The organism is Mesorhizobium sp. 1M-11 (assembly GCF_001303895.1).
Lineage (GTDB): Bacteria > Pseudomonadota > Alphaproteobacteria > Rhizobiales > Rhizobiaceae > Mesorhizobium.
In genome coordinates this window covers 213358-236317 of record NZ_LJSD01000051.1, presented here as the reverse complement: position 1 = coordinate 236317, position 22960 = coordinate 213358, and the positions used below count along the sequence as shown (strand labels likewise).

Annotated in this window: 20 protein-coding genes; 12 read left to right on the top strand and 8 right to left on the bottom strand. The window is 64.5% G+C overall.

Annotated features, from left to right (window positions below):
• Positions 1-19: 19 nt before the first annotated feature.
• Complete coding sequence (locus tag AO692_RS21990) at positions 20-1312, bottom strand: chloride channel protein (protein WP_054312174.1); 1293 nt, start codon at positions 1310-1312, stop codon at positions 20-22.
• Between the two features lie 307 nt (positions 1313-1619).
• Between AO692_RS21990 and AO692_RS21985 the strand changes: the two genes are divergently transcribed.
• Both AO692_RS21985 and AO692_RS21980 read left to right on the top strand, forming a co-directional pair.
• Positions 1620-2732, top strand: a complete 1113-nt coding sequence (locus AO692_RS21985) for a transporter substrate-binding domain-containing protein (RefSeq protein WP_054312173.1) — start codon at positions 1620-1622, stop codon at positions 2730-2732.
• A gap of 102 nt (positions 2733-2834) precedes the next feature.
• The gene (locus AO692_RS21980; protein ID WP_244483443.1) at positions 2835-4127 is read left to right on the top strand and encodes an alkyl/aryl-sulfatase; all 1293 of its coding nucleotides are present in this window, start codon (positions 2835-2837) and stop codon (positions 4125-4127) included.
• 87 nt (positions 4128-4214) lie between these two features.
• Here AO692_RS21980 and AO692_RS21975 read toward each other — a convergent pair whose 3' ends face one another.
• Positions 4215-5081: an SDR family oxidoreductase gene (locus AO692_RS21975; RefSeq protein ID WP_054312171.1), complete on the bottom strand. Its 867-nt coding sequence runs from the start codon at positions 5079-5081 to the stop codon at positions 4215-4217.
• Between the two features lie 282 nt (positions 5082-5363).
• Positions 5364-6023, bottom strand: a complete 660-nt coding sequence (locus AO692_RS21970; RefSeq protein WP_054312170.1) for an O-methyltransferase — start codon at positions 6021-6023, stop codon at positions 5364-5366.
• Between the two features lie 257 nt (positions 6024-6280).
• On the opposite strand from AO692_RS21970, the gene AO692_RS21965 reads away from it, so the two are divergent.
• Complete coding sequence (locus tag AO692_RS21965) at positions 6281-6916, top strand: TetR family transcriptional regulator (RefSeq protein ID WP_054312169.1); 636 nt, start codon at positions 6281-6283, stop codon at positions 6914-6916.
• On the opposite strand, the gene AO692_RS21960 is transcribed toward AO692_RS21965, so the two are convergent.
• The gene (locus AO692_RS21960) at positions 6898-7278 is read right to left on the bottom strand and encodes a DoxX family protein (RefSeq protein ID WP_161808109.1); all 381 of its coding nucleotides are present in this window, start codon (positions 7276-7278) and stop codon (positions 6898-6900) included. The genes AO692_RS21965 and AO692_RS21960 overlap by 19 nt on opposite strands.
• A 216-nt stretch (positions 7279-7494) precedes the next feature.
• Here AO692_RS21960 and aguA point away from each other — a divergent pair, with 216 nt between their 5' ends.
• Both aguA and AO692_RS21950 read left to right on the top strand, forming a co-directional pair.
• Complete coding sequence (gene aguA / locus AO692_RS21955; protein WP_054312167.1) at positions 7495-8607, top strand: agmatine deiminase; 1113 nt, start codon at positions 7495-7497, stop codon at positions 8605-8607.
• 41 nt (positions 8608-8648) lie between these two features.
• A complete protein-coding gene (locus AO692_RS21950) occupies positions 8649-9746 on the top strand; it encodes a polyamine ABC transporter substrate-binding protein (protein WP_082407487.1) in 1098 nt (365 codons plus the stop codon).
• Positions 9747-10067: 321 nt separating this feature from the next.
• Here the strand turns inward: AO692_RS21950 and AO692_RS21945 are convergent, their stop codons facing one another.
• The gene (locus AO692_RS21945; RefSeq protein WP_244483442.1) at positions 10068-10823 is read right to left on the bottom strand and encodes a LuxR C-terminal-related transcriptional regulator; all 756 of its coding nucleotides are present in this window, start codon (positions 10821-10823) and stop codon (positions 10068-10070) included.
• Positions 10824-10938: 115 nt separating this feature from the next.
• Between AO692_RS21945 and aguB the strand changes: the two genes are divergently transcribed.
• Positions 10939-11826, top strand: a complete 888-nt coding sequence (gene aguB / locus AO692_RS21940) for an N-carbamoylputrescine amidase (protein ID WP_348271474.1) — start codon at positions 10939-10941, stop codon at positions 11824-11826.
• A gap of 69 nt (positions 11827-11895) precedes the next feature.
• Complete coding sequence (locus AO692_RS21935) at positions 11896-12378, top strand: MgtC/SapB family protein (RefSeq protein ID WP_054312165.1); 483 nt, start codon at positions 11896-11898, stop codon at positions 12376-12378.
• Between the two features lie 346 nt (positions 12379-12724).
• Here AO692_RS21935 and AO692_RS21930 read toward each other — a convergent pair whose 3' ends face one another.
• The 3 genes from AO692_RS21930 to AO692_RS21920 all read right to left on the bottom strand — a co-directional run bounded on the left by AO692_RS21930 (position 12725) and on the right by AO692_RS21920 (position 16019).
• Positions 12725-13411 carry a TetR/AcrR family transcriptional regulator gene (locus AO692_RS21930; protein WP_054312164.1) on the bottom strand — a complete coding sequence of 229 codons (687 nt, stop codon included), beginning with the start codon at positions 13409-13411 and terminating at the stop codon, positions 12725-12727.
• Positions 13412-13476: 65 nt separating this feature from the next.
• Positions 13477-14901: an amidase gene (locus AO692_RS21925; protein WP_054312163.1), complete on the bottom strand. Its 1425-nt coding sequence runs from the start codon at positions 14899-14901 to the stop codon at positions 13477-13479.
• A gap of 83 nt (positions 14902-14984) precedes the next feature.
• A complete protein-coding gene (locus tag AO692_RS21920) occupies positions 14985-16019 on the bottom strand; it encodes an extracellular solute-binding protein (RefSeq protein WP_054312162.1) in 1035 nt (344 codons plus the stop codon).
• A gap of 446 nt (positions 16020-16465) precedes the next feature.
• Here AO692_RS21920 and AO692_RS21915 point away from each other — a divergent pair, with 446 nt between their 5' ends.
• The 5 genes from AO692_RS21915 (at position 16466) to AO692_RS21895 (ending at position 22934) form a co-directional block, all read left to right on the top strand.
• A complete protein-coding gene (locus AO692_RS21915; protein WP_054312161.1) occupies positions 16466-18163 on the top strand; it encodes an amidohydrolase in 1698 nt (565 codons plus the stop codon).
• A 255-nt stretch (positions 18164-18418) separates the two neighbouring features.
• Positions 18419-19555 carry a C45 family peptidase gene (locus AO692_RS21910; protein ID WP_054312160.1) on the top strand — a complete coding sequence of 379 codons (1137 nt, stop codon included), beginning with the start codon at positions 18419-18421 and terminating at the stop codon, positions 19553-19555.
• Between the two features lies 1 nt (position 19556).
• Complete coding sequence (locus tag AO692_RS21905) at positions 19557-20501, top strand: ABC transporter permease (RefSeq protein ID WP_054312159.1); 945 nt, start codon at positions 19557-19559, stop codon at positions 20499-20501.
• Between the two features lie 4 nt (positions 20502-20505).
• On the top strand, positions 20506-21318 hold the full coding sequence (locus AO692_RS21900; RefSeq protein ID WP_054312158.1) for an ABC transporter permease: 813 nt from the start codon (positions 20506-20508) through the stop codon (positions 21316-21318).
• Positions 21319-21320: 2 nt separating this feature from the next.
• Positions 21321-22934, top strand: a complete 1614-nt coding sequence (locus tag AO692_RS21895; RefSeq protein ID WP_054312425.1) for an ABC transporter ATP-binding protein — start codon at positions 21321-21323, stop codon at positions 22932-22934.
• Positions 22935-22960 lie beyond the last annotated feature (26 nt).

Here is a 22960-nt window from a genome sequence, read left to right as displayed (position 1 = left end):
CGGCCGTAACCCGGCGCGGTCACGTGGGATGCTGCTCGACTCGCCTGCGCCGTATCGCATCGGCCAGGAACAGCCGCGCCAGGGAATGATAAAGCGGCTCCGGCGAGATCAGGCGCGCGGTGCCGTAGCCGAGCATGGACGCGGCCATCAGCGGGATGACGTTGTCATGATTGCCGGTCATTTCCAGGATGATGACGAAGGCGGTCATCGGGGCCTGCACGACGCCAGCGAAATACCCGGCCATGCCGAGGATCGCCGCCAGGCTGACATCAGCGCCGAAGATCTGCCCGAGCGTCGAGCCCAGCCCCGCGCCCACCGAAAGCGATGGCGCGAACAGGCCTCCCGGAATGCCCGAAACCGTGGAGGCGAGGCTGACGATGAATTTTTCGACGAAGAAGAGCGGCGGCAGCGCATTGCCCTCGATGGCGCTTCTGGCCTGCGCATAGCCCGTGCCGAACGTTGCGCCGGAAGAAAGCATGCCGATGACGGCGACGACCGCACCCGCGCATCCCGCAACGATCAAGGTGCGGCTCAATGGAAAGTCCGTGCGCCAGCGGCGGATGCGGCGCGTGATCTTCAGCGTTGCGGAAGAAAAGATCGCGCCGGCCGCGCCGCCGATGATGCCGCAGGCGATCACCAGGGGCCAGTCATCGGGGAACGCGGCGCTCGCCTGGCTGATGCCGAAATAGGTATAGGTGCCGACCAAAGCGAGGGAAGCGAGGCCTGCCAGGATGACCGCCGACAGGACGACGCCGTTGGTGCGGGCCTGATAGGAGCGTCCCATCTCCTCGATGGCAAAAACAATGCCGGCTAGCGGCGTGTTGAATGCGGCCGCGATGCCTGCCGCCGAACCTGCCAGGATCAGTCCGCGTGCCTGGGCCATGCCGCCCCAGCGGGCCGCCTGGACCATGATCGAGGCGCCGACCTGCACGGTCGGCCCCTCGCGGCCGATGGAGGCGCCGCATAGCAGGCCGATGATGGTGAGAGTGATCTTGCCCCAGACCATGCGCAGCGAAAGAAACCGGCTGCGTTCCTCGTCTTCGCGCAGGTGGCGTGCGGCGATCGCCTGCGGAATGCCGCTGCCTTGCGAGCCGGGGAAGAAGCGAAACGCCAGCCAGGCGCACAGCATGAAGCCGAGCGGCGTCAGGGCCAGGGGGATATAGCCATGCCAGCCGCCACCGCCGGTGATTCCGGAAAAGAGCTTCTGCGCTTCGTCTGCCAGATAGGCAAAGGCGGCGCTGATGATGCCGATGGCGAAAGCGCCCGCCCAGAAGACGAGGCGCGGCTTCCAGAGCCGGGGCGAAGTGACCATCGCACGGGATCGCCGCACCATTCCGATGCTGGATATTCGTCTCTTTCGCGTCACACGGCCCCTCCTCGAGCAGGGTTCCTGACATGGACGCTATCGCGTAATGGCGCAAGGCTCTTTGCCGCTTTGAAGGGGCCGGCAGCTCGCCATGGGCCCGGCTGGAAATCCCGCTATCGACCCAGCGCTTGCCTTGGCGGACCGCGTTTGGTTACCTTTGCTTCATGAGCACGCCCTAATAGCCGGTCCCGAGGTGCTGCGGTCCCCGGCCGTCCGCGCTTTATGCCCATCGGGAGTCTTCGATATCCAGTTCATGAAATCCGCATTCTTCAGAAGCCTGACGATCGTGATTGCCGTGCTGGTCGTCATGGCGGGCTCGCTCGGTTCTGCGGCGCTCGCTCAGCAGGGGCAGGCCGCCGTGGCAAGCGGTTCCCCTCTCAAGGTCGGCGTCTATGTCAGCCCGCCGTTTGTCGTGAAGGACGGCACCCGCTACTCCGGCATGGCGATCGACCTTTGGGAGGCAGCCGCCAGGCCCCTGGGGCTGACTTATACCTACCGTGAATATCCGAGTTTCGAGGCGTTGACCGAGGCGGTCCGCAAGGGCGATGCGGATGTGGGCGTCTCGAACCTGACCATCACCAAGGATCGGGTGGAGCGCGTCACCTTCTCCCAGCCCTGGTACGATGCCGGCCTGCGCATCATGGTGGCCGAGCGCGACAGCGCCGGCTTCTGGCAGGTGATGGGCGGGCTGGAGCGTGCCGGCCATCTCAGGGCCATGGCCTGGCTTGCCACCATCATCGTCGTGGCCACGCTGGTGCTGGCGTGGTTCTACCGCCGGTTCGACGAGACCTTCCCGCGAAGCTGGCACGCGGGACTGGCTGAAAGCTTCTACGAGGTCATGTCGGTCGCGACCTCGGGCAAGGTCACGCGTCCCAACGCATTGGGCTGGATCGGCCGCATCTCCGGCGGCCTGTGGATGGTCTGCGGTGTCGCCGTCATTGCCTATGTCACCTCGTCGGTCACCAGCGTGATGACGGCCCTGACGCTGACCCATCAGGTCAATTCGCTGGCCGACCTTCCCGGCCGCACAGTCGGCGTGGATGGCGGCAGCGTCGCGGAAACCTATTCCAGGGATCTCAGGCTATCGACCCAGGCCTATGACACCCTGGACGACGCGGTGGCCGGGCTCCGCAACGGCGAGGTCTCGGCCATCATCGGCGATGCCCCGGTGCTGGAATATTATGCGCATACCCACGACAAGGCGCCGCTGTCGGTGGTGGGCCCGATCTTCCATCCCGACAAATACGGCTTCGCCTTCCGGCACGGCGACGATCTCAGCCATGCGATCACGCTGCGGATCCTGGCGCTGCAGGAAGCGGGCGAACTGGAAGCGCTGCGCCGAAAATATTTCGGCAATGAGCGATAGCGGCAGCCAGCTTCTCTCCTGCCCGATTCGTCAGGAGTTGTGATCCATTCCGGACAGGAAGTGCGCTAGCATCACGGCCTGCATGCCATGAAAGGATCAGCCTTGACGACCCTATCGATACCTCCAGCCGATGAATTCGCCGGACGTGAGCAGTTGCGGGCGAGTTCCGCCGAATTCCGCAGGGACATCATCGAGGTCTCGGCCGGTGTCTTCGCCGCCATCGGCTACTCGGCAAGCAACGTCACGCTGATCCAGGGCGACGGGGGATCGATCATTGTCGACACCGCCGCGAACCCGGTCGACGCGAAGGCCATTGTGGAAGCTTTCGGGGATCGTCTGGTGCGTCCCGTGAGGGCGATCGTCTACACGCACAATCATCCCGATCATTCCGGTGGCGCAACGATCTTTGCCGGAAGCGACGAACCGGACATCTACAGCCATCGCACGCTGGTCGAGTCCGCCCCTGAATTCGGCAGGGGGCCACGCGACGGCGGCGATGCCTTTGGCACGAAGCTTCCCGACGCGCTGTTCATCAATGCGGGCACCCAGCTCGAATACGGCCGCGTAACCCCACATACGCGGGAAGGCTTCCTTGCGCCGACCCGTACCTTCAGCGGCGAGAGCGAGACGATCGATGTGGCCGGCGTGCGCATGGAACTCATCCACACGCCGGGAGAGTCGCCCGAGAACACGGCCGTCTGGCTCGCCGACCGGGGCGTGCTGATCCCCGGTGACGATGTCCTGAAATCCTACCCGAACCTCTCGCCGATCCGCGGTCTCAAGCTGCGGCCGCCGGAGCGCTGGATCGCCAGCCTCGACAGGATGCTCGCCCTGAACGCCGATGCCATGGTGCAGGGCCACATGCGCCCGGTCCTCGGCAGGGACGAAGTCCGCAAGGCGCTGACCGATTATCGCGACGGCATCAGGACCGTGCTCGATCAGACGCTCGCAGGCATCAGGCAGGGCAGGACACCGGGCGAACTTGTCCAGGAGATCAGGCTTTCGCCCGACCTCGCAAAGAGCCCGTACCTGCAGGAATATTACGGCAGCGTGGCCTGGGCCGTCCGGGGCATCTATGCGGACTATATTGGATGGTTCGACGGCAACGCCACCAATCTCAATCCGCTGCCGCCAACTGAGCGTGCTGCCCGGATGATCGATATGGCCGGTGGGCCGGACAAGATGCTTGCCCGGGCCGGACAGGCCGTCGAAACAGGTGACTTCCAGTGGGCGGCCGAATTGGCCGATTGTCTGCTGGCGGTGGAGCCTGTCGACGCGGCCGCCAGGCGGGTCAAGGCGCGCGCGTTGACCGAACTCGGCGAGCGCCAGGTCAACGCCACCGCTCGCAACTACTACCTGACCACCGCGCAGTTCCTGTCGAAGGACGAGACCTAGGCCGCTTTCGGCCGGTCTTTCACTGCCGGTCCCTCCAACTCGTATCGGCGGGAAGGGGCAGAACGCGCGACCGTTCCACCCCGCCTGTCACTCCGCGAAATAGCTGGGCTGGTCGAGGTCGGCGAGCAGGTCCGGGCCTTTCGGCTTCCAGCCGAGCAGCCTGCGTGTCTGCTCCGCCGACGCGGACATGTTCGTTCCCGCGAAATGGGCGAACCAGCCGAAATGCTCCGCCGGGCGCGGCTCGACGGGCAGGCCGAGCCGGCGGCCGATCACCCTGGCGATCTCCTTGAACGGAACGCTCTCATCCGCCACCGCGTGATAGGCCGGTTCGGTAACGCCTTGTTCCAACGCCAGCCGGTAGACGCGCGCCGCGTCTGGCCGGTGCACGCCCGCCCAGGCATTCGACCCGTCACCGATATAGGCGGAGACGCCCTTTTCGCGCGCCATGCGGATGAGCAGCGGCACGAAGCCGTAGTCGCCCAGCCCATGCACGGACGGCGCCAGCCGCACCGTTGCGGCGCGCACGCCGCGCTCGGCCAAGGCGCGTGCGGCGACTTCCGATTTCCTGGGCGAGGCGGGATTGGGGATATCGGCCTCCGTCGTTCCGCGCGGCAGTCCGAGCAGGCCCGACGTCACCAGAAGCGGTCGCTGCGAGCCTGCCAACGCGCTGCCGAGCGTCTCGATACAGCGCTGGTCGAGTGCCGCGCTTTCGAGGAACCTTGAAAAATCGTGGTTGAACGCGGTGTGGATCACCGCATCGGCTGAAGCGGCCGCGGTGCGCAAGGCCTCCTCGTCCTCCAGCGTCGCGCGCACGACATGCGCGCCCTTCCAGGCCAGCGCTGCCGCCTTCTCCGCGTCGCGGGCAAGACCGGTGACGGTGTGGCCCGCCTCGATCAGATCGTCGATGACGGCCGAGCCCACCCAACCGGTGGCGCCTGTTACGAATACATGCATGGGAATTGGTCTCCGTTGCGCGCATCCCGATTGCGGATGCCGCTTGTTGGGGTTGATTGTTCGATGGGAAGGCAGGCGCCAGGGACCCCCTCTCCGTCGCCGCTTCGCGGCGCCACCTCTCCCCCGCCTTCGGCAGGGGCGAGGAATCGCCGTCGCGACGCCGGCGCCTCTCCAGCCTGGGTTCCTCGCCCCCATGAAATGGGGGAGAGGTGGATCGGCGCAGCCGAGACGGAGAGGGGGAAGGGCGCGACAATCCGTGGGTTGCTGGCAGGCCGGATGCGGTCAGCCTCTCCCGACCCAGACCGACAGCTCGACATCCTCGCCGAAGGGCAGGGACAGATAGCCTTCATCCGGATTTCGCACCCGCCGCAGATATTCAGGGCACATGTCGGCATTGTCCGCCACGACGATGGCGCCTGACTTCAGGTGCGGTTCCAGCAGGCTCAGGACCTCCGGATAGATCGCCTTGGCGCCGTCGAGCAGGACGAGGTCGATCGTCTCGGGCAGATCGACAGCCAATGTCTTCAACGCATCGCCTTCGCGGATCTCGACGAGGTCGAGCAAGCCGCCGGCCTCGATGTTCCGCCTTGCCCGCGCGATCTTGGAGGGCTCGAATTCGCTCGTCACCAGCCGCCCGCCGCCATTGTCGCGCAGCGCTGCCGCGAGATGCAGCGTCGATATACCGAAGGAGGTGCCGAACTCGACGATCGAGCGGGCGCCGCTGCCGCGCGCCAGCATGTAGAGCAGCGTTCCGGTCTTTTCCGAGACAGGAAGCCAGAGGTCCTTCAGGCGTCCATAGAGGTCGAGATATTCGGTCTTGCTGTAAAGCAGCCGGGCCTGTTCAGCGTCGCTCATTTTTGCCGCGGTCGAGCCGGACGTCGCCGCCTCTTCGAACAGGCGTTCCAGCAGCGGCGCCAGCGGCGTTTTGGTCAGTGTGTTCACGTCTGTCTCCGATCGATGTTTTCGCGTGGCTTTTAAGTACGCTGCGCCAGTCGGGCCCGCTAATCGCATTGGCAAGGCATGCCGTTGCTTCTGAGCAACGCACTGTTTTTCTTGATGAAAACGGAGCGCGGCAGGGTGCGGATCGGGCTTTGAAACGGATGCGTGCCAGGAATGTTCAGATTTGGCGTGGGCCCCGGGCGCCTTGCACGCCGCCGGGTATACGCCTAGCTGTTACCTCTCCCATCGCCAGGACCGGCATGCCACCACGACGCCCCACGATCTCGCAGACCAGGAAGCCGCAGCAGGCGCGCTCGACCGAACTGGTGGCGGCGATCCTTGAGGCGGCGGTGCAGGTGCTGGCGCGCGAAGGCATCAAGCGCTTCACCATGGCGCGCGTGGCCGAAAGGACCGGCGCCAGCATCGGCTCGCTCTACCAGTATTTTCCGAACAAGGCCGCGATCCTGTTTCGCCTGCAAAGCGACGAATGGCGCCAGACGACGGACATGCTGCGCACCGTCCTGCAGGATCAAGGCCGCTCGCCGTCCGAGCGCCTTCGGGCGCTGGTGCGGGCGTTTATCCGGTCCGAATGCGAGGAAGCCGAAGTGCGGGTCGCGCTGGCCAGCGTTGCCCCGCTCTATCGCGATGCGCCCGAGGGGCAGGAAGCGCGGGCGGCGGGAGATCAGATCATCGAGGCGTTCATGATGGAAGCGCTGCCCGGTGTTTCGGACGCAACGCGCGAGGCCGCCACCGATCTGATCATGACGACCATGGCAACACTGGGCAAGGAGTTCTCCGAGAGCCCGCGCATGTCAGCCGAGATCGACGCCTATGCCGACGCCATGGCGGACATGTTCTGCGCCTATCTGGAGGCGCTTCAGCGCAAGCGCGGCTGAGGGGCGGGTTTGGTGGTGGCGATGGCGTCGATGCTCCACGGCCCCGGTCCGGCCACCGCCAGGTACAGGAAGGCGATGCAGTAGACGACCGCGAGCTTGCCGTCGTCGAGGAACGGAAAGAAGCCCTGCTGCGTCTGCATCGTGAAATAGGCGATGGCTGCTTCACCTGCCAGCAGAAGCGCGACCGATCGCGAAGCCAGGCCGAAAAGCAGCATCGATCCGAACATGATCTCCAGGATGCCGCTCAGCCACAGCGGCGTGAAGGGCTGCGGAATGCAGCCAATGCTGGTGCAGCCGAGCAGCTTGACGACCGCGTGCTGGGAAAAGGTCAGGGCGATCGCCACTCGCATGAGGCTGAGCAATTGCGGTCGCATGGATACGCCGGAAAACATTGCTGTCCTTGCCTGAAGATGGTGTTTCCATGCTTAGGCGAGCGCGCGGTAACGCAACAATGAACTTGTCGAGAGATCGGCGTTAGCGGATATGCACCCGCCACCCACATATCCCAATTGGGACATTGACCACGCACCCCACACTGCGGCCTCATCCAGCCCGGATTTTCGAAGAACGGGTTGTCGATGTCGCGCACGCTTTCCACCACGCCGAGAGAGGATGGGTTCCGGGCGCCGGGCGAGTTCGAACCCAAGGCCGGTTGCTGGCTGATCTGGCCGGAGCGACCCGACACCTGGCGGCTGGGCGCCAAGCCGGCGCAGAAGGAATTCGTCAAGGTGGCAACAGCCATCGCCGAGAGCGAGCCGGTCACCATCGCCGTGTCGCGCCGGCAATGGCTCAATGCCCGCGCCATGCTGCCGGACCATATCCGTCTCGTCGAGATGGCCACCAATGACAGCTGGCTGCGCGACAGCGGGCCCAATTTCGTCATCGATGACAAGGGCGAGGTCCGCGGCGTCGACTGGACCTTCAACGCCTATGGCGGCTTCGACGGCGGCCTCTATGCGCCCTGGGATCTGGACGACCTCGCCGCCCGCAAGGTGCTGGAGACCGAGCGGATGGATCGCTACCGCTCGCCTTTGATCGCCGAAGGCGGCGGCCTGCAGTGCGATGGCCAGGGCACGCTGGTGACCACCGAACAGTGTTTGCTCAACCGCAACCGCAACGGCCATCTTGGCAAGGAAGCGGTGGAGCGGCAGCTCTGCGACTATCTCGGCCTGGACAAGGTGATCTGGCTACCGCGCGGTTTCGCCTTCGACGAGACCGACGGCCATATCGACGATCTCTGCTGCTTCGTGAAACCCGGCGTCGTGGCGTTGAGCTGGACCGAGGAGCGGGACGACCCGCAATATGAGATCGTGCGCGAGGCCGAGGACATATTGCGCTCGGCCACCGATGCGCGCGGCCGCCGGCTGGAAGTGCATCGCATCCGCCATCCGCTCCCCATCGAGATGACGGCCGAGGAAGCCGCCGGCGTCGACCGCGTCGACGCCACCTGGGCGCGGCCGGAAGGCAATCGGGTCGCCGCCACCTACATCAACTATTATCCCGGCAACAGCGTCGTGGTGGTGCCGCAGTTTGCCGACGAGACGCTCGACATCGAGGCAAAGGCGAAGCTCGCCGAACTATTTCCGGGTCATCGTATTGTCGGCATCGAAAACTCGCGCGAAATTCTGCTGGGCGGCGGTAACGTCGCCTGCATCACGCTGCCCGTCTATGCCGGGCAGAAACCGGCCTGAAGAGGGCGAATGCCCCGCAGGCCACCACAATGGGAGATGACATGCGCACATCCATGATCTCGGCATTTTTACTGGCAAGCTGTGTTTTCGCCGGTGCCGCGAAGGCCGAAGAAGAAAAAGTCGTCAATGTCTACAACTGGTCCGACTACATCGCCCCCGACACGGCGGCGAAGTTCGAGAAGGAGACCGGCATCAAGGTCGTCTACGACGTCTATGACGGCAACGAAGTGCTGGAGACCAAGCTGCTGACCGGCGGATCAGGCTATGATGTGGTCTATCCTTCCGCCTTTCCGTTCCTGAAGAACCAGGTGAAGGCCGGCGCGTTCTCGGCGATGGACAAGGCCAGGCTCGCCAATTTCGCGAAACTCGATGCGCAGGCGCTGAAGCTCATCGCCAACGCCGATCCGGACAATGTCCATGCCGTGCCTTACATGGCCGTGACCGACGGCGTCGGCTACAATGTCGAGGCGGTCAAGAAGCGCATGCCCGACGCGCCGGTCGGTTCGCTCGACATGATCTTCAATCCCGACGTGGTGAAGAAGTTCGCCGATTGCGGCGTCACCGTTCTCGACGCGCCGGCCGAGATCATCCCGCTGGCGATGAACTATCTGAAGCTCGATCCGAACTCGACCAATCCGGACGATCTCGCCAAGGTCGAGGAGCTTCTGGGCAAGGTGCGGCCGCACATCCGCTATTTTCATTCCTCGAAATACATCAACGATCTCGCCAATGGCGACATCTGCGTGACGCTCGGCTGGTCGGGCGACATCTTGCAGGCGAAGTCGCGGGCCGCGGCCGCTGCCAAGAAGATCGAGATCGCCTATGCGATCCCGAAGGAAGGGACGCTGATCAATTTCGACACCATGGCGGTGCCGAAGGATGCCCCGCATCCGCAGAACGGCCACGCCTGGATCGACTTCAACATGCGCCCCGACATCGCGGCCGCGAATTCCAGCTACATCTCCTTCGCCAACCCGATCCCGGAATCGCTGCCCTTGATCGATCCGGCCGTGGCCAAGGATCCGGGCGTGTTTCCGCCGGACGACGTGAAGGCCAAGCTGTTCGTGGTCAACGCAGCCGATGCCAAGCAACTGCGCCTGCAGAACCGGATGTGGACGCGTGTCGTCACCGGGCAATAGGCGGGAGGTCGCGTGCCTCCGTCGGGGAGCCACTCCCTTCAATGTTCCGGAATGGATCCCCGACACTCGCCGCTCCCTTCGGTCGCTCCAAGGTCGAGGATGACGGCGGTGGGAGCGTACCGGCTAATCTCCAACGCTGACGATCATGCCAGCGTCGGAGATTGGGCGGAACATAGAAGCTCCGTCATCCTCGACCGCGTGAGGGAGCGGAGCGACCGGAGCGTGTCGGGGATCCATTCCGGAACACAGACGAAGGCGCGGCGATCCAGACCTGCTTCAAGTCGCGTCGAGTGGATGCAATCGCCCGGGGAGACGTGGGGGCTACGGCAGGCTCGCCATGTCGGCGACCCTTGCCGCCGCCATCAGTTCCACCTGGGAATGAATGCCGAGCTTGGCGTAGACCTGCTTGATGTGGTTGCGCACGGTTCCCGGCGATATGGCAAGGCTGCGCGCTATGGATTTGGCTGAACCGCCGTCGATCAGCAGGTCCGCGATCTGGCGTTCGCGTGCGCTGAGCCGCGACAGCCGCAAGGAGCCGTTCGGCGCATGACCGGCTTCTTCCCCGCAACGGACTGCCGGGCGCATCTGCTCCTCGGTGCGCCACTGCAGCCACAGCTGTTGCAGCACCAGGCGCGTCGCGCCGCTGATCGCCTCAGCCAGCGCGAGGTCCTGCCGGCCAAAGGCCCGCGCGCCGCGAAACCTCAGGAAGGTGACGTAGCCCGCCGCCCTGTTGTCGAGGTTGAAGACGCCGGTGATCTCGTCGAAGCTCTGCGACGGTTCGTAGAAGTCGCGGTAGTAGGCGGTCCGCCGGAAATCGCCTTTATCGAGCGCGGCGAGCGGCAAAAGGAAATCCTGCCGCGTGCTGGCGAACCTGCGGAAGAACGGGTCCAGCCTGTAGAGATGCGCGTCGTAGTTCCGGTTCCATGGATCCGGCCCGCGGTCGTCGATCGTCACGGAACTTTGGTTGCGCAGGTAGAGCCCGACATAGGCGCGGTCGGAAGCCAGCAGCCCGCTGGCGGCGGCGGTGAAGGTGGCCGAGATCTCTTCGGTCGAGCAAGCTTGTGCGGCGGCGGCCACGCCCTGGCTCCAGCGTCCGAACTGCTCGAGGGAAAGCTGCATGGCCTGAACGATAGCCGATGCAAGCCATCAAGCAAGCAGCTTATAAGTTAGCTGTGACATGGGAGTTCGCCAGATCATGCGTAAGGTAACCGTCGCCGCCACCCAGATGGCCTGCGTCTGGGACGAGAAGGACAATGTCGCGCGCGCCGAACGGCTGGTGCGCGAAGCGAAGGGAAAGGGCGCCGATCTCGTCCTGATCCAGGAATTGTTCGCCGCGCCCTATTTCTGCCAGGACCAGTTCCACGGCTTCTTCGATCTTGCCCGTCCGTTTCAGGACAACCCGCTGATCGCGCATTTCTCCGCGCTGGCGCGCGAACTCGGCGTCGTGCTGCCGCTCAGCTATTTCGAGCGTGCCGGCCAGAGCTATTTCAACAGCCTTGCCGTCATCGACGCCGATGGCGCCGTGCTCGGCAATTACCGCAAGAGCCACATCCCTGACGGTCCGGGCTATATGGAGAAGTTCTATTTTTCGCCGGGCGATACCGGCTTCAGGGTCTGGAAGACCAAGGCCGGCACCATCGGCGTCGGCATCTGCTGGGATCAGTGGTTTCCGGAAGCCGCGCGCTCCATGGCGCTGCAGGGCGCCGAGATCCTGCTCTATCCCACCGCCATCGGCTCCGAGCCGCACGATGCGGGTCTCGATTCCAGCGCCCATTGGCAGCGCGTGATGCAGGGGCACGCCGGCGCCAACATCATGCCGCTGCTGGCCTCCAACCGCATCGGCACGGAAGCAGGCCGTTCCGGCACCAGCATCACCTTCTACGGATCGTCCTTCATCGCAGACCCAACCGGGGCCAAGGTCGCCGAGGCGGATCGCGAGACCGAAACCGTTCTGACGGCTTCCTTCGACCTCGATGCCATCGCCCACCAGCGCCGCTCCTGGGGCGTGTTCCGCGACCGGCGGCCCGAGCTCTACAAGCGGCTGGCGACGCTGGACGGCGGGCCATCGCAGGCGGGTTGACGGCCGCTTCGCCCTGCCGGCTCGAGACATTGGCGGGAACCGAGCGTTCAGGGATACGTTCTCGCCCTCATGGAAGAGTTCCTCGAACGCTTCGGGCAGCCGACATGGCTCCCCTTTTCCGTGATTTCAGCCCGTCTCCTGCTGGCGGCCGTGCTCGGCTCCGTCGTCGGCATGGAACGCGAATGGCGCGATCGCCCGGCGGGATTGCGGACGCATATCCTGATCTGCCTGGCGACCGCCGCCATCGCCATCCTGACCATCGAGATCACCCATGTCGATGTCTTCGCCGGACAGGAGATCAGGATCGATCCGATCCGCCTGGTCGAGGCGACGACCGCCGGCGTGGCGTTCCTGGCCGCCGGCCTGATCTTTTTCGCCAAGGGTGAAGTGCAAGGGCTGACCACCGGCGCCGGCATGTGGCTGGCGGGCGCCATCGGCCTGGCGGTGGGGCTGGGCTTCTGGCAGATCGGCCTGTTGGCCACCGTGCTCGCCCTGATCGTGCTGGGCCTGTTGCAACTGGTGCGGATCGACAGGAAGGATGGAGATCCGTAGCTGGTTGGTGGCTTGGCCGGATCGGTGCTGGTGGGGCCGGGCGCCACTATCTCCCCCCTTGCGGGGGAGAAAGGATTTTCACGATCTTAGCGAGCATGCCCGTAAGGGCAGCGCAGTCTAAGTCGTAGAAAATCCAAGAGAGGGGATTTTCAGCTGAGAGGCCTGACCTCTATCGCGAGACAGAGAATAACCTTCGAGAACAAGCAACTTGTCAGCGGCGTGCCGGCATATCCCCTCTCTTGCGATTTCTAGCACTTAGACTGCGCCGCCCCAAAGGGCGTGCTTGTCTAAGATCGTGAAAATCCTTTCTCCCCCGCAAGGGGGGAGATAAGGGCTCCGCCCCGCTTCACGCCGGCCCGAAATGCCGAGGGAAGGCGTGGTGCAGCAGCGTCGCGATGGTCTTGGCCGGAACCTCGGAGTGGAGGTCGGGCGGATTGAGGTGTCCCCAGTACCACGCACCCTGGACCAGGTAGTTGAGGCTTTCGGACAGCGTCTTCGGGTCGACGCCGCTGTAGTTGCCCAGGCGCACGATCTCGGCCAGCAGGTCGCTGGCTTCGGCATTGTAGGCGAGGTCGCCGGGCAGGCCGATCTCCGTGTAGATCTGCATGCTTTTGCGGTCGCTGCCGAAGATGACGAAGACCGAGACCCATTTCGGGTGCTGGCGCGCGAACCGGCGCCCGCATTCGACCGCGCCCGTCACGCGATCGACAGGCGACAGGCCGGGCGTGCGCACCAGCTTCGTCCACAGCGCGTCATACTGGTCGCTGAGATATTGCAGCACGGCGCGAAGCAGGTTCTCCTTGTTGCCGAAGTGGAAGACCACCAGCGCGTTGGACGCGCCCGCCAGTTCGGCGATGCGTTGCATGGTGAGGCTGGACAGGCCCTCGTCGGCGATCAGGTCGATGGCGGCATCGATGATGCGCTGGATGCTGGCTTCGCCGCGTTCGCGCCGGCGGTCGCGGCGGACCGGGCGCTTGCCCACGGCCGGGACGGTTTCCTGTTTTTCGGCGGTTGCCGCCTTGCGCTGTGCCATCTCGTTCCCTTGCCTCGGCCACGGGCGTCATGCCCGAGGCCGGCTCATCCTTTCGCGGGTCACCATCACAGCGACGGACGTGTCCCGTTGCCGTACCACTGGCCCCGCGCCGTTTCATAGGCCATTGCCGCGCGGAATACATCGGCGTCGCTATAGGTGCGGCCGACGATCTGGATGCCTGTCGGCACGCCGTTTGTCGCTCGGCCAGACGGCATGGAAATCACGGGACAGCGGCTCAGCATGTTGAACGGCGTCGTCATCACCCAGCCGAGCGAAGGGTCCACCGTCTTGCCGTTGATCTCCACCGTACCCGTGGTTTGGTCGAATTCGGCCGGCACCGCCGGCAGCGCATTGGTCGGGCATACCAGCACGTCATATGTCTCCAGCAGCGGTCCGAGGCTCTGATACATCCGGGCCGCCACCTCCAGCGTGCCGACGAAATCGGTGGCCTTGGATTTCTGACCGTCCTCGGCGAACTTTCGCGCATAGCTCGTCATCTCGGCGCCATGCTCCTTGAGCAGGCCCGCCAGCGAGGCCCCGAAGATGTGTTCGAGATAGGCCATGCCGGATTTCAGCACCTCGTCGCCCCACCCGAGATCGACCTCGTCGACCGTCGCACCCAGCGAGCGGAACACTTCGCAGGCTTCGAGCGTGTTCCTGCGCACATCCGGATGGATCTCGAAGGAGCCGAGGTCCATGGAGAAGGCGATCTTCCAGCCTTTGATCGGCTTGTAGTCGAGCGGCAGCCGGAGCTTCGGGCGCAAGGTGGCGATGTCGAGCGGGCTGGGCCCGGCCATCACGTTCTGCAGCAGGATCGCGTCGGTGACGGTGCGCGCCAGCGGCCCGGTATGACAGTAGAAGTCGAGGTTGAAGGGCGGCTCGTCCGGGTTGCGGCCATAGGGCGGCTTGAAGCCGACGAGGCCGCATGCAGAGGCGGGGATGCGGATGGAGCCTGCGATGTCGGACCCTGTCGCGATAGCCGACGTGCCCGCGGCAAGCGTCGCCGCCGAGCCTCCGGAAGAGCCGCCGGGTGTGAACTCCGGATTCCACGGATTGCGGGTGACGCCCCATCGCCGCGACCAGGTGTAGCCGGCACAGCTGAATTCGGGCGTCGCCGTGCGCGCATGCACGATGCCGCCGGCCTTGATGATGCGCTCGTTGATCGTGGAGGTGTGGTCGCTGACGGCGCCCTGCGTCAGCAGCGAACCGTGCGAGGTCGGCTTGCCCTTGATGTAGCTCTCGTCCTTGATGCCGATCGGCAGGCCTTCCAGCGCGCCGGTCCTGGCGCCCTTGGCGTATCGGGCCTCGGCCTTGCGGGCCAGCACCATCGCTTCGTCGAAATAGGTGAAGGTCAGGCAATTGATCGTGGGCCTGGTGGCCTCGGCGCGCCTGATGGTGGCTTGCATCAGTTCCACGGGGGAAAGCTTCTTCGTCTTGAAGAGTTGCAGCGCCTGGTGTGCCGGCATGTAGCAAAGGTCGAGGTCGGACATGCGAAGTCTCCGGCGATCGGGCGATCGCGATTGTGCTGATGATGAGAGCAACTGGCCGGGCGCGCCCGCCCGGCGCTGGCTGGCTATTTCTGGATGTCGGTCCAGATCTTGGTGTAGAGCTGCAGCACCGCCGGCGGGCAGATCGGCATGACCTCGCCCTTGGCCAGGAACTCGGCGGGGATGTCGACTTCCGGCGCGCCCTTCATGTCGGCGGGCATGAACTTCTCCGAACCCTTGATGCCGTTGGCGTAGCGGGCAAAGGCCGAGATCAGCGCCGCGTTTTCCGGATCCATGATGAAGTTCTGGAACAGCTTGGCGTTCTCGACATTCCTGGCATCCTTCAGCACGGCGACATTGTCCATGAAGATCGGATAGCCTTCCTTCGGATAGCCGTAGGTGATGTCCTTGTTCTGCATCCGCTGGCGCAGCGAGATGCCGTTCCAGTTGACGCCGGCCGCGATGTCGCCGCGCCCCAGCCCGTCGACGGCGGCGTAGTCCAGCGAAAGCCACTTCGCCTTGGCCTCGACCAGCTTGTCGCGCACCTGCTTCAGCAGCGCCTTGTCTTCGGTGCAGAACTTGCCGCCGAAATAGGTGATCGCGAAGTACATGATGTCGCCCATCTCGGGCACGACATTGATCTTGCCGACCAGCTCTGGCGGCGGATCGAGGAAGATCGCCGAGGTGTTGATGTCGCCCGAATAGACGGATTTGTTGACCGATATGCCGGTCGTGCCCCATTGCCATGGCACGGTGTATTTGCGGCCGGGGTCGAACGGAACGTCGACCCAGCGCGGGTCGACATTCTTGAAATTCTCCATCTGGTCGGGGCGTGTTTCGAGCAGCAGCCCTTCGCTGATCCAGATCGGAATCACGCTGGCCGAAGGCACGACGATGTCGTAGCCGGACGCGCCCTGCCGCACCTTGGCAAGCGCGGTGTCGTTGGAATCGTAGTCGGTGACGGTGACCTTGATGTCGTACTGTTTCTCGAACTTCTTGATCAGATCGGGGCTGGTGTAGTTACCCCAGTTGTAGATGTTGAGCACGCCTTCGGCGCGGGCAGCGCCCGTGGCGACAGCAAGCGACAGGCCAAGGACCGCGGCTGCCATTTTCAGCTTCATCTGCATTCTCCCTTTGGGGGCCCCGCCGTCAGCCGGTGGGTCCGTTGAGCCGCGACGGCAAGCCTGCCGGGCGGCGGTCTCCTTCTCGTGTTCCCGGGGGCGGTCATTCACCGGCTGGTGCCGGCTGGCCGATCTTGTTCCCGGTACGGAGATTATTATTACTAACTGTTTAGTCAATAAGTTTTTGGCGCGCATGTTTGGCTCGGATCCATTCCGGAACGTGGAGGAAGACGCCGCGGTTCAGACTCAACATCTGCAGCATCAAACCGGAACGGGTTCGAAATTCGCGGCACTCTATGATGCGATGCGGCTGGTGTTCGATGAGTATGACCTAGCGTTTCGGAGCAGTCCTCGCAGGAGGCCGGGCTGCCACCACCGATCCGGAATGCGCTTGTGGCGCGATGGGAAAGCAGTTTAGATCGCGGCGTGTTCTGGAGGGTTTTCAAATGGTTGGCATTTCCCGTCGCCGATTGCACCTCCTGTGGCTTCTTCCGGCCGCCGGCCTGGCGTGGGGCTTTCCCGCCTTCGCCGGCGCGAAGGTGCTGACGAACGCCAGCATCCACACCGTCAATCCCAAAGCGCCCGCGGCAGAGGCGATGGCCATCGACGACGACGGCAAGATCACTGCCGTCGGGACTGAGAAGGATGTCCTGGCCGTCGCCGGCAAGGATGCGGAGATCATCGATCTCGGCGGCAGGATGGTGTTGCCCGGCTTTCAGGACGCGCATGTCCATCTCGTCGAAGCCGGCGTCAACGAGATCCTGTGCGAATTCGGGCCTTTCGAAGAACTCGACGACACGCTGGCGACCGTCGAGGAATGCGTGAAAAGCAGCAAGACCGACTGGGTGCTGGGTTCGGGCGTTAGCATGACCAACCTGCTCGACCAGAGTGACAACCCGATCGCTCTGCTCGACGAGATCTCGCCCGACCGACCGGTGCTGATCCTCGACGATATCGGCCATGGCGCGTGGGCGAACTCGGCCGCCATGCATGCCGCCGGCTATGACGCGCTCGAGGGCAATCCGCCCGGCGGCATCATCCTGCGCAACAAGGAGACCGGCAAGCCGAATGGCGTGGTGCTGGAAAACGCGCAGCAGAAGCTGCGCAACCTGGCCTTTCCGGATACGCCCGAAAACGTCGAGTTCGCCTATGAGAGCATGCTGCCGACGCTGAAGACGATGGCCCAGAACGGCATCACCACCGTCAGCGATGCGGGTGGCTTCTGGCCGCAGGGCCACGTCAAGGTCTGGCAGAAGGCGCTGGCCGACAACACGCTGACGGTGCGGGCATCGAATGCTCTCTATGTCTATCCGGACATGCCCTTCGACGAGCAGGTCGCGGCGCTGACCAGGCAGTTTTCCAACGACGCCAACAGTCTGCTGCGCTTCAACCAGGTCAAGATCTATGTCGACGGCATTCTGGAGCAGCGCACCGGCGCGGTCCTCGAACCCTACAAGCCGGGTGCCGGCATCGATCACGGCTTTGATAGGGGCTTTCTCTATTTCGACGTCGATACGCTGAACCGCTATTCCAAGGTTCTGTCGGAGAAGGGATTCCAGCTGCACTATCACGTCACCGGGGATCGCGGCGCGCGGCTTGCGCTGGATGCCATCGCGCAATCCGATGCCGCGCCGGGCCCGCATCGCCTGACGCATCTCTACCTCGTCGACAAGGCCGATCTCCCGCGCTTCAAACAGCTCGGCGTGGTCGCCGACTTCCAGCTGGCGCCGAGTTCCGTCGACGCGGACTATGTGCAGTTCATCCGCCAGTTCATCGGCGACAGGGCCGACACCATGCTGCCGGCGGGCACGCTGCAGGCCATGGGCGCTCAAGTGGTGATGAGCAGCGACTTCGATGCCGACGAGCTTTCGCCCCTGGTCAAGATCCAGACGGCCGTCACGCGCAAGAAGGACGGCGCGCCCGACGTCGCCACCGCGATCGAATGGATGACCATCAACCCGGCCCGGCTGCTGCATCAGGACAAGACGACCGGCTCGATCGAGGTCGGCAAGGCCGCGGACCTCGCGGTGATCGACCGCGATATCCTGAAGCTTCCGGCCAAGGCGATCGGCAACGCCAAGGTGGTTGCCACCCTGCTGCAGGGCAAACCCGTCTACGACCCTGAAAAGCTGTTCGAGGACTGACCGGGGGAGCGCAGCGCGTCTGCTTGTTTATTTTTTGTGCAAAAATAAATGCAAAGTCAGCATCCTGTCAGAACGCTGACGGCGTGTGCCAATGATGCTCCTTGGCGTGGAACCTTTGTAGAAGCGGTAATTTCAAGGCCCGGTAGCCTGCGGGCCTGAGGTTCGCATCGCGAGCGATCCAAAAGATTTTTGTGTGATGGGCTTGCCAACTTTGTCGAGATCACTCTAGTTTATGCGCATAAATAGAGAGATCAAATGACAGTTTCCCAATTCCCCCTGATTGAAATCCGTGGAACCCCGCGCGAGAGGGGGCGCCAGTATGGACAGGCCGCGTCGGAGCGGATCGCGCGCGGCGTCTCTCATTATCTGAGGCAGTTTGCCGACTGCGGCCTCGATGGCCGCGGCATTCGCAGCCATGTCGAGAGCTACCTGCCGCGCATCCACGCCTATGACGGCGACCTGGTCGAGGAGATGAAGGGTATCGCCGAGGGTGCCAGGATCGATTTCGATTCCATCGTTCTGCTCAATGCCCGCACCGAACTCCTGCACGAGGCGCTGGAAGTGCAGAAGCGGGCAAGCGAACGCGAGCAGAATTCGCCCGACGGATGCACGGGCGTCGTCGTGCTGCCCTCGGCATCGGCCGACGGGACGATCATCCACGCCACCAACTGGGACTGGAAGGCGGAATGCGCCGAAACCGCCGTCGTCCTCCAGATCAGGCGCGACGACGGCCCGGACGTGCTGATGTTCGCGGAAGCCGGCGCCCTGTCGCGCGCAGGCGTGAATGCCGCCGGCATCGCCATCACCGCCAACTACATCGAGTCCGACCGCGATTTCGAGAAGCCCGGCATTCCGCTCGCCCTTTTGCGGCGCAAGGCGCTCGAGTCCGAGAGCTATGCCGGCGCGATCGGGGTGATCGTATCGACCCAGAAGCTGACCTCGAACAATCTCATCCTCAGCCATCGTGACGGCGTCGCCATCGATTTCGAATGCGCGCCGTCGGAAACCTTCGCGGTCTATCCGGACAACGGCCTGATCGTGCATGCCAATCATTGGACGAGCACGGCTGCGCTGTCGAAATACAAGGATGTCGGCATTCTCGGCACGCCCGACAGCCTTTACCGCGACCTGCGCGTGAAGGAGCATCTGAAACCGAAGATCGGCAACATCACGCGCCGGGACGTCGTCACTGCCTTGCGCGACGAGTTCGGCGCGCCGCTTGCGGTCTGCCGGGCGCCGCTGCGCAAGTCGACGCGCGGCGACCTGACCGCGACCGTTGCGACGCTGATGATCGACAGCAATGCCGGCACCATGGACATCACGCCGCTTCCGGCCCTCAACCGCCAGTCGACCACCTACGCCTTGTCCGCAGCGCCCAGCATGGCGGCGTAACATGTTCCGCTATGCCGCCAACCGCCTGGGGATGACGCTGATCACCTTGCTGCTGGTCGCGGTGACGGTCTTCATCCTCATCCGGATCATTCCGGGCGATGCGGCGCAGCTGATGCTGGGCGAATCCGCCAATGCCCAGCAGCTCGAGATCCTTCGCCAGCGCTGGGGCCTCGACCAGCCCTGGCCGCTGCAATTCCTCTACTGGATCGGCGGCGTGCTGACGGGCGATCTCGGCGTCTCGACCCGGACCGGCCAGGCGGTGCTGCCGCTCATCCTCGATCGCTTTGCCGTAAGCTCGGTCATCGTGCTGGTGGCGGTGGCGCTGGCCGCACTCATCGCCATACCGGCGGGCATCGTCGCTGCCTGGAAACAGAACAGCGCAACCGACCTGACGGTCGTGTCGCTGGCGACGCTGCTGCTTTCGATTCCCAGCTTCTGGCTCGGCCTGCTCCTGCTCGTCGGCTTCGGCCTGAAGCTGAAATGGGTGCCGGTGCTCGGCTATGTCGGCTTCAGCGACGACTTCTTCAAAGCCGTCTCCTTCGTGATCCTGCCCGTGGCGACGCTGGCGCTGATCGAGGCCGGCGTGCTTATCCGCATGGCGCGGGCCAGCGCCATCGAAGTGCTGCGGCTCGAATACGTCACCCATGCGCGCGCCAAGGGCCTGTCCGAGCGGCAGGTGCTGCTGCGCCATGTCTTTCCCAATGCCTTCGCGCCGACGCTGACGCTGATCGGCCTCATGCTCGGCAATCTGCTCGGCGGCATCGCCGTGCTGGAGACGGTGTTCACCTTGCCGGGGCTCGGCCGGCTGCTGGTCGAGTCGATCTATGCGCGCGACTATCCCGTCGTCCAGGGCTGCCTGCTTTTGACCGCCGGCGTCTTTGTCCTCGTCAACCTGATCGTCGATCTGCTCTACCCGATCTTCGATCCACGCGTATCGGCGGTGTAGCGCGATGAGCCGTGGCGCAAACTTTATCCTTGGAGCGGCGATCTCCGCCCTGCTGGTGACGGCAGGCATCGTCGGAACCTTCTGGACGCCGTTCAACCCACTCCAGCTCGACATGGTCAACCGGCTGTCGCCGCCTTCCGCGGCGCATTGGCTGGGCGCCGACGAATTCGGCCGCGATATATTGAGCCGGCTTATGGCGGGTGCCAGCACCAGCCTCGGCATCGCCGCCGTTACGGTCGCGATCGCGGTCTCCATCGGCACCGTCGTCGGGCTTGTCGCCGGCAGCCTGCGCGGCCGGGTCGACCGGCTCATCATGGTGCTCACCGATGCATTGCTTGCCTTCCCCGGCATCCTGCTTGCGCTGGCGCTGATCGTCATCACCGGTGCCGGGCGCAACGGCATCGTCATCGCACTGTCGCTGGCCTACGCCCCCGGCGTGATCCGGGTGGTGCGCAGCGCGGTGCTGTCGGTGCGCGAGAAGGAATATATCGAAGCCTCGCGCGTCATCGGCAATTCCGAACTCTACACCATGCTGGCGCATATCCTGCCCAATTGCCTGGCGCCGATCTCAGTGTTCGCGACATCGATGTTCGGCTGGGTCATCCTGGCTGAAAGCGCGCTGTCGTTCCTGGGGCTCGGCGTGCCGCCGCCGGCGCCGACATGGGGCAACATGCTGGCCGCCAGCCAGCCCTATTTCGAGAACGCGCTCTGGCTCAGCCTGGCGCCCGGCGCCTGCATCTCGCTGGCACTCCTGGGAACCAACCTTCTGGGCGACGCCCTGCGCGACCATCTCGACCCACGCATGGCGATGGCATGACCATGACCGAGAAACCGCTCCTCGACATCAAGGCGCTGCGCATCCGGGTGGGTGCGGTGGACATATTGAAAGGCGTCGACCTGACGCTGCGGCCGGGAAGGCTGGCGGCACTTGTCGGCGAATCCGGCAGCGGCAAGACCATGCTGGCGCGCGCGATCCTGAAGCTGCTGCCGCCCGGCGTCCGCATCACCGGCGGTGACATCACGCTCGCCGGGGAAGCCATCGTTCCGGCATCGGACCGCAAGATGCGCACGCTGCGCGGTCCCGTCGCCGGCATGGTGTTCCAGGAGCCGATGGTTTCGCTCAACCCCGCCATGACGATCGGCGCTCAGCTCGCCGAAGCGCTGCGTCGGCACACCGGCCTGTCCCGCGACGAGATCCGCGCGCGCGCCATCGAGATGTTGCGGCGCGTGCGCATCGCCGATCCGGAAGGCTGCCTGACCTCCTACCCGCATCAGTTTTCCGGTGGCATGCGCCAGCGCATCATGCTGGCCTCGGTGATGCTGTTGCGGCCCAAGCTCCTGATCGCCGACGAGCCGACGACGGCGCTCGATACGCTGAGTCAGCGCGAAGTGCTCGATATCATGGTCGAGCTGGCGCGCGATGCCGGCACGGCCGTCCTGCTCATCACCCACAATCTCGGCCTCGTCGCCCGCTACACCAGCGAAATGACGGTGCTGCGCAACGGCGTGCTGGTGGAGGCCGGTGCCACGGCCGATCTCATCGCCGGAGCGAAAGACCCCTACACGCGCGAACTGGTCGCTGCCGCGCGACGTGTCGAGAGCCTTGCAGAACCGGGCGACATGCAAGCCGGCGAACTGATCAGCGCCGACGATGTCGCCGTGCGCTATCGCGGCCGCTCGGATACGGCTGTTTCAGGCGTCAGCCTGGCCATTCGCCGCGGTGAAACCGTTGCGCTCGTCGGCGGCAGCGGCTCCGGCAAGACCAGCCTCGGCCGGGCCCTGATCGGTCTTGCGCCGCTGGAGCGGGGTTCGGTCTCGTTCCAGGGTGAGCGCCTGTCGGCCGAAACCAACCATATCGGCCGCACGATGCGGCTCGCCTGCCAGATGGTGTTCCAGGATCCGTATTCGTCTCTCGATCCGCGCCGGCGCATCGGCGCGATCATTGCCGAGCCGCTGCGCCATGCGGAGGATTTGAGCCGCGATCAGAAGCGCGAGCGCCTGGACGAGGTCATGCGCGACGTCGGCCTCGCCGGTTTCGACCTGCGCTACCCGCATGAGCTGTCCGGCGGGCAGAGGCAGCGTGTCGCCATTGCCCGCGCGATCGTGCGTCACCCGGCTTTCGTGGTGGCCGACGAGCCGGTCTCGGCGCTCGACATGACGATCCAGGCGCAGGTGCTGGCTCTCATCGCCTCGCTGCAGAAGCGCTACGGTTTTGCCTGCCTGTTCATCAGCCACGATCTCTCCGCCGTGCGGCAGATCGCCCATCGCATCGTCGTCATGGACAACGGCAAGGTGGTCGAGGAGGGGCCTACCCGGCGCATCCTCGATGCGCCCGAACATGCCTACACCAGGAGCCTCATCGAGGCGGCCCCGGGCATCGATCCTAAGGTTGGGTCAGCGCCGTCTCGGCAACTGGAGCGCTCCGTCCAATAAGATCCAGGGAACAACAACAAGAATGT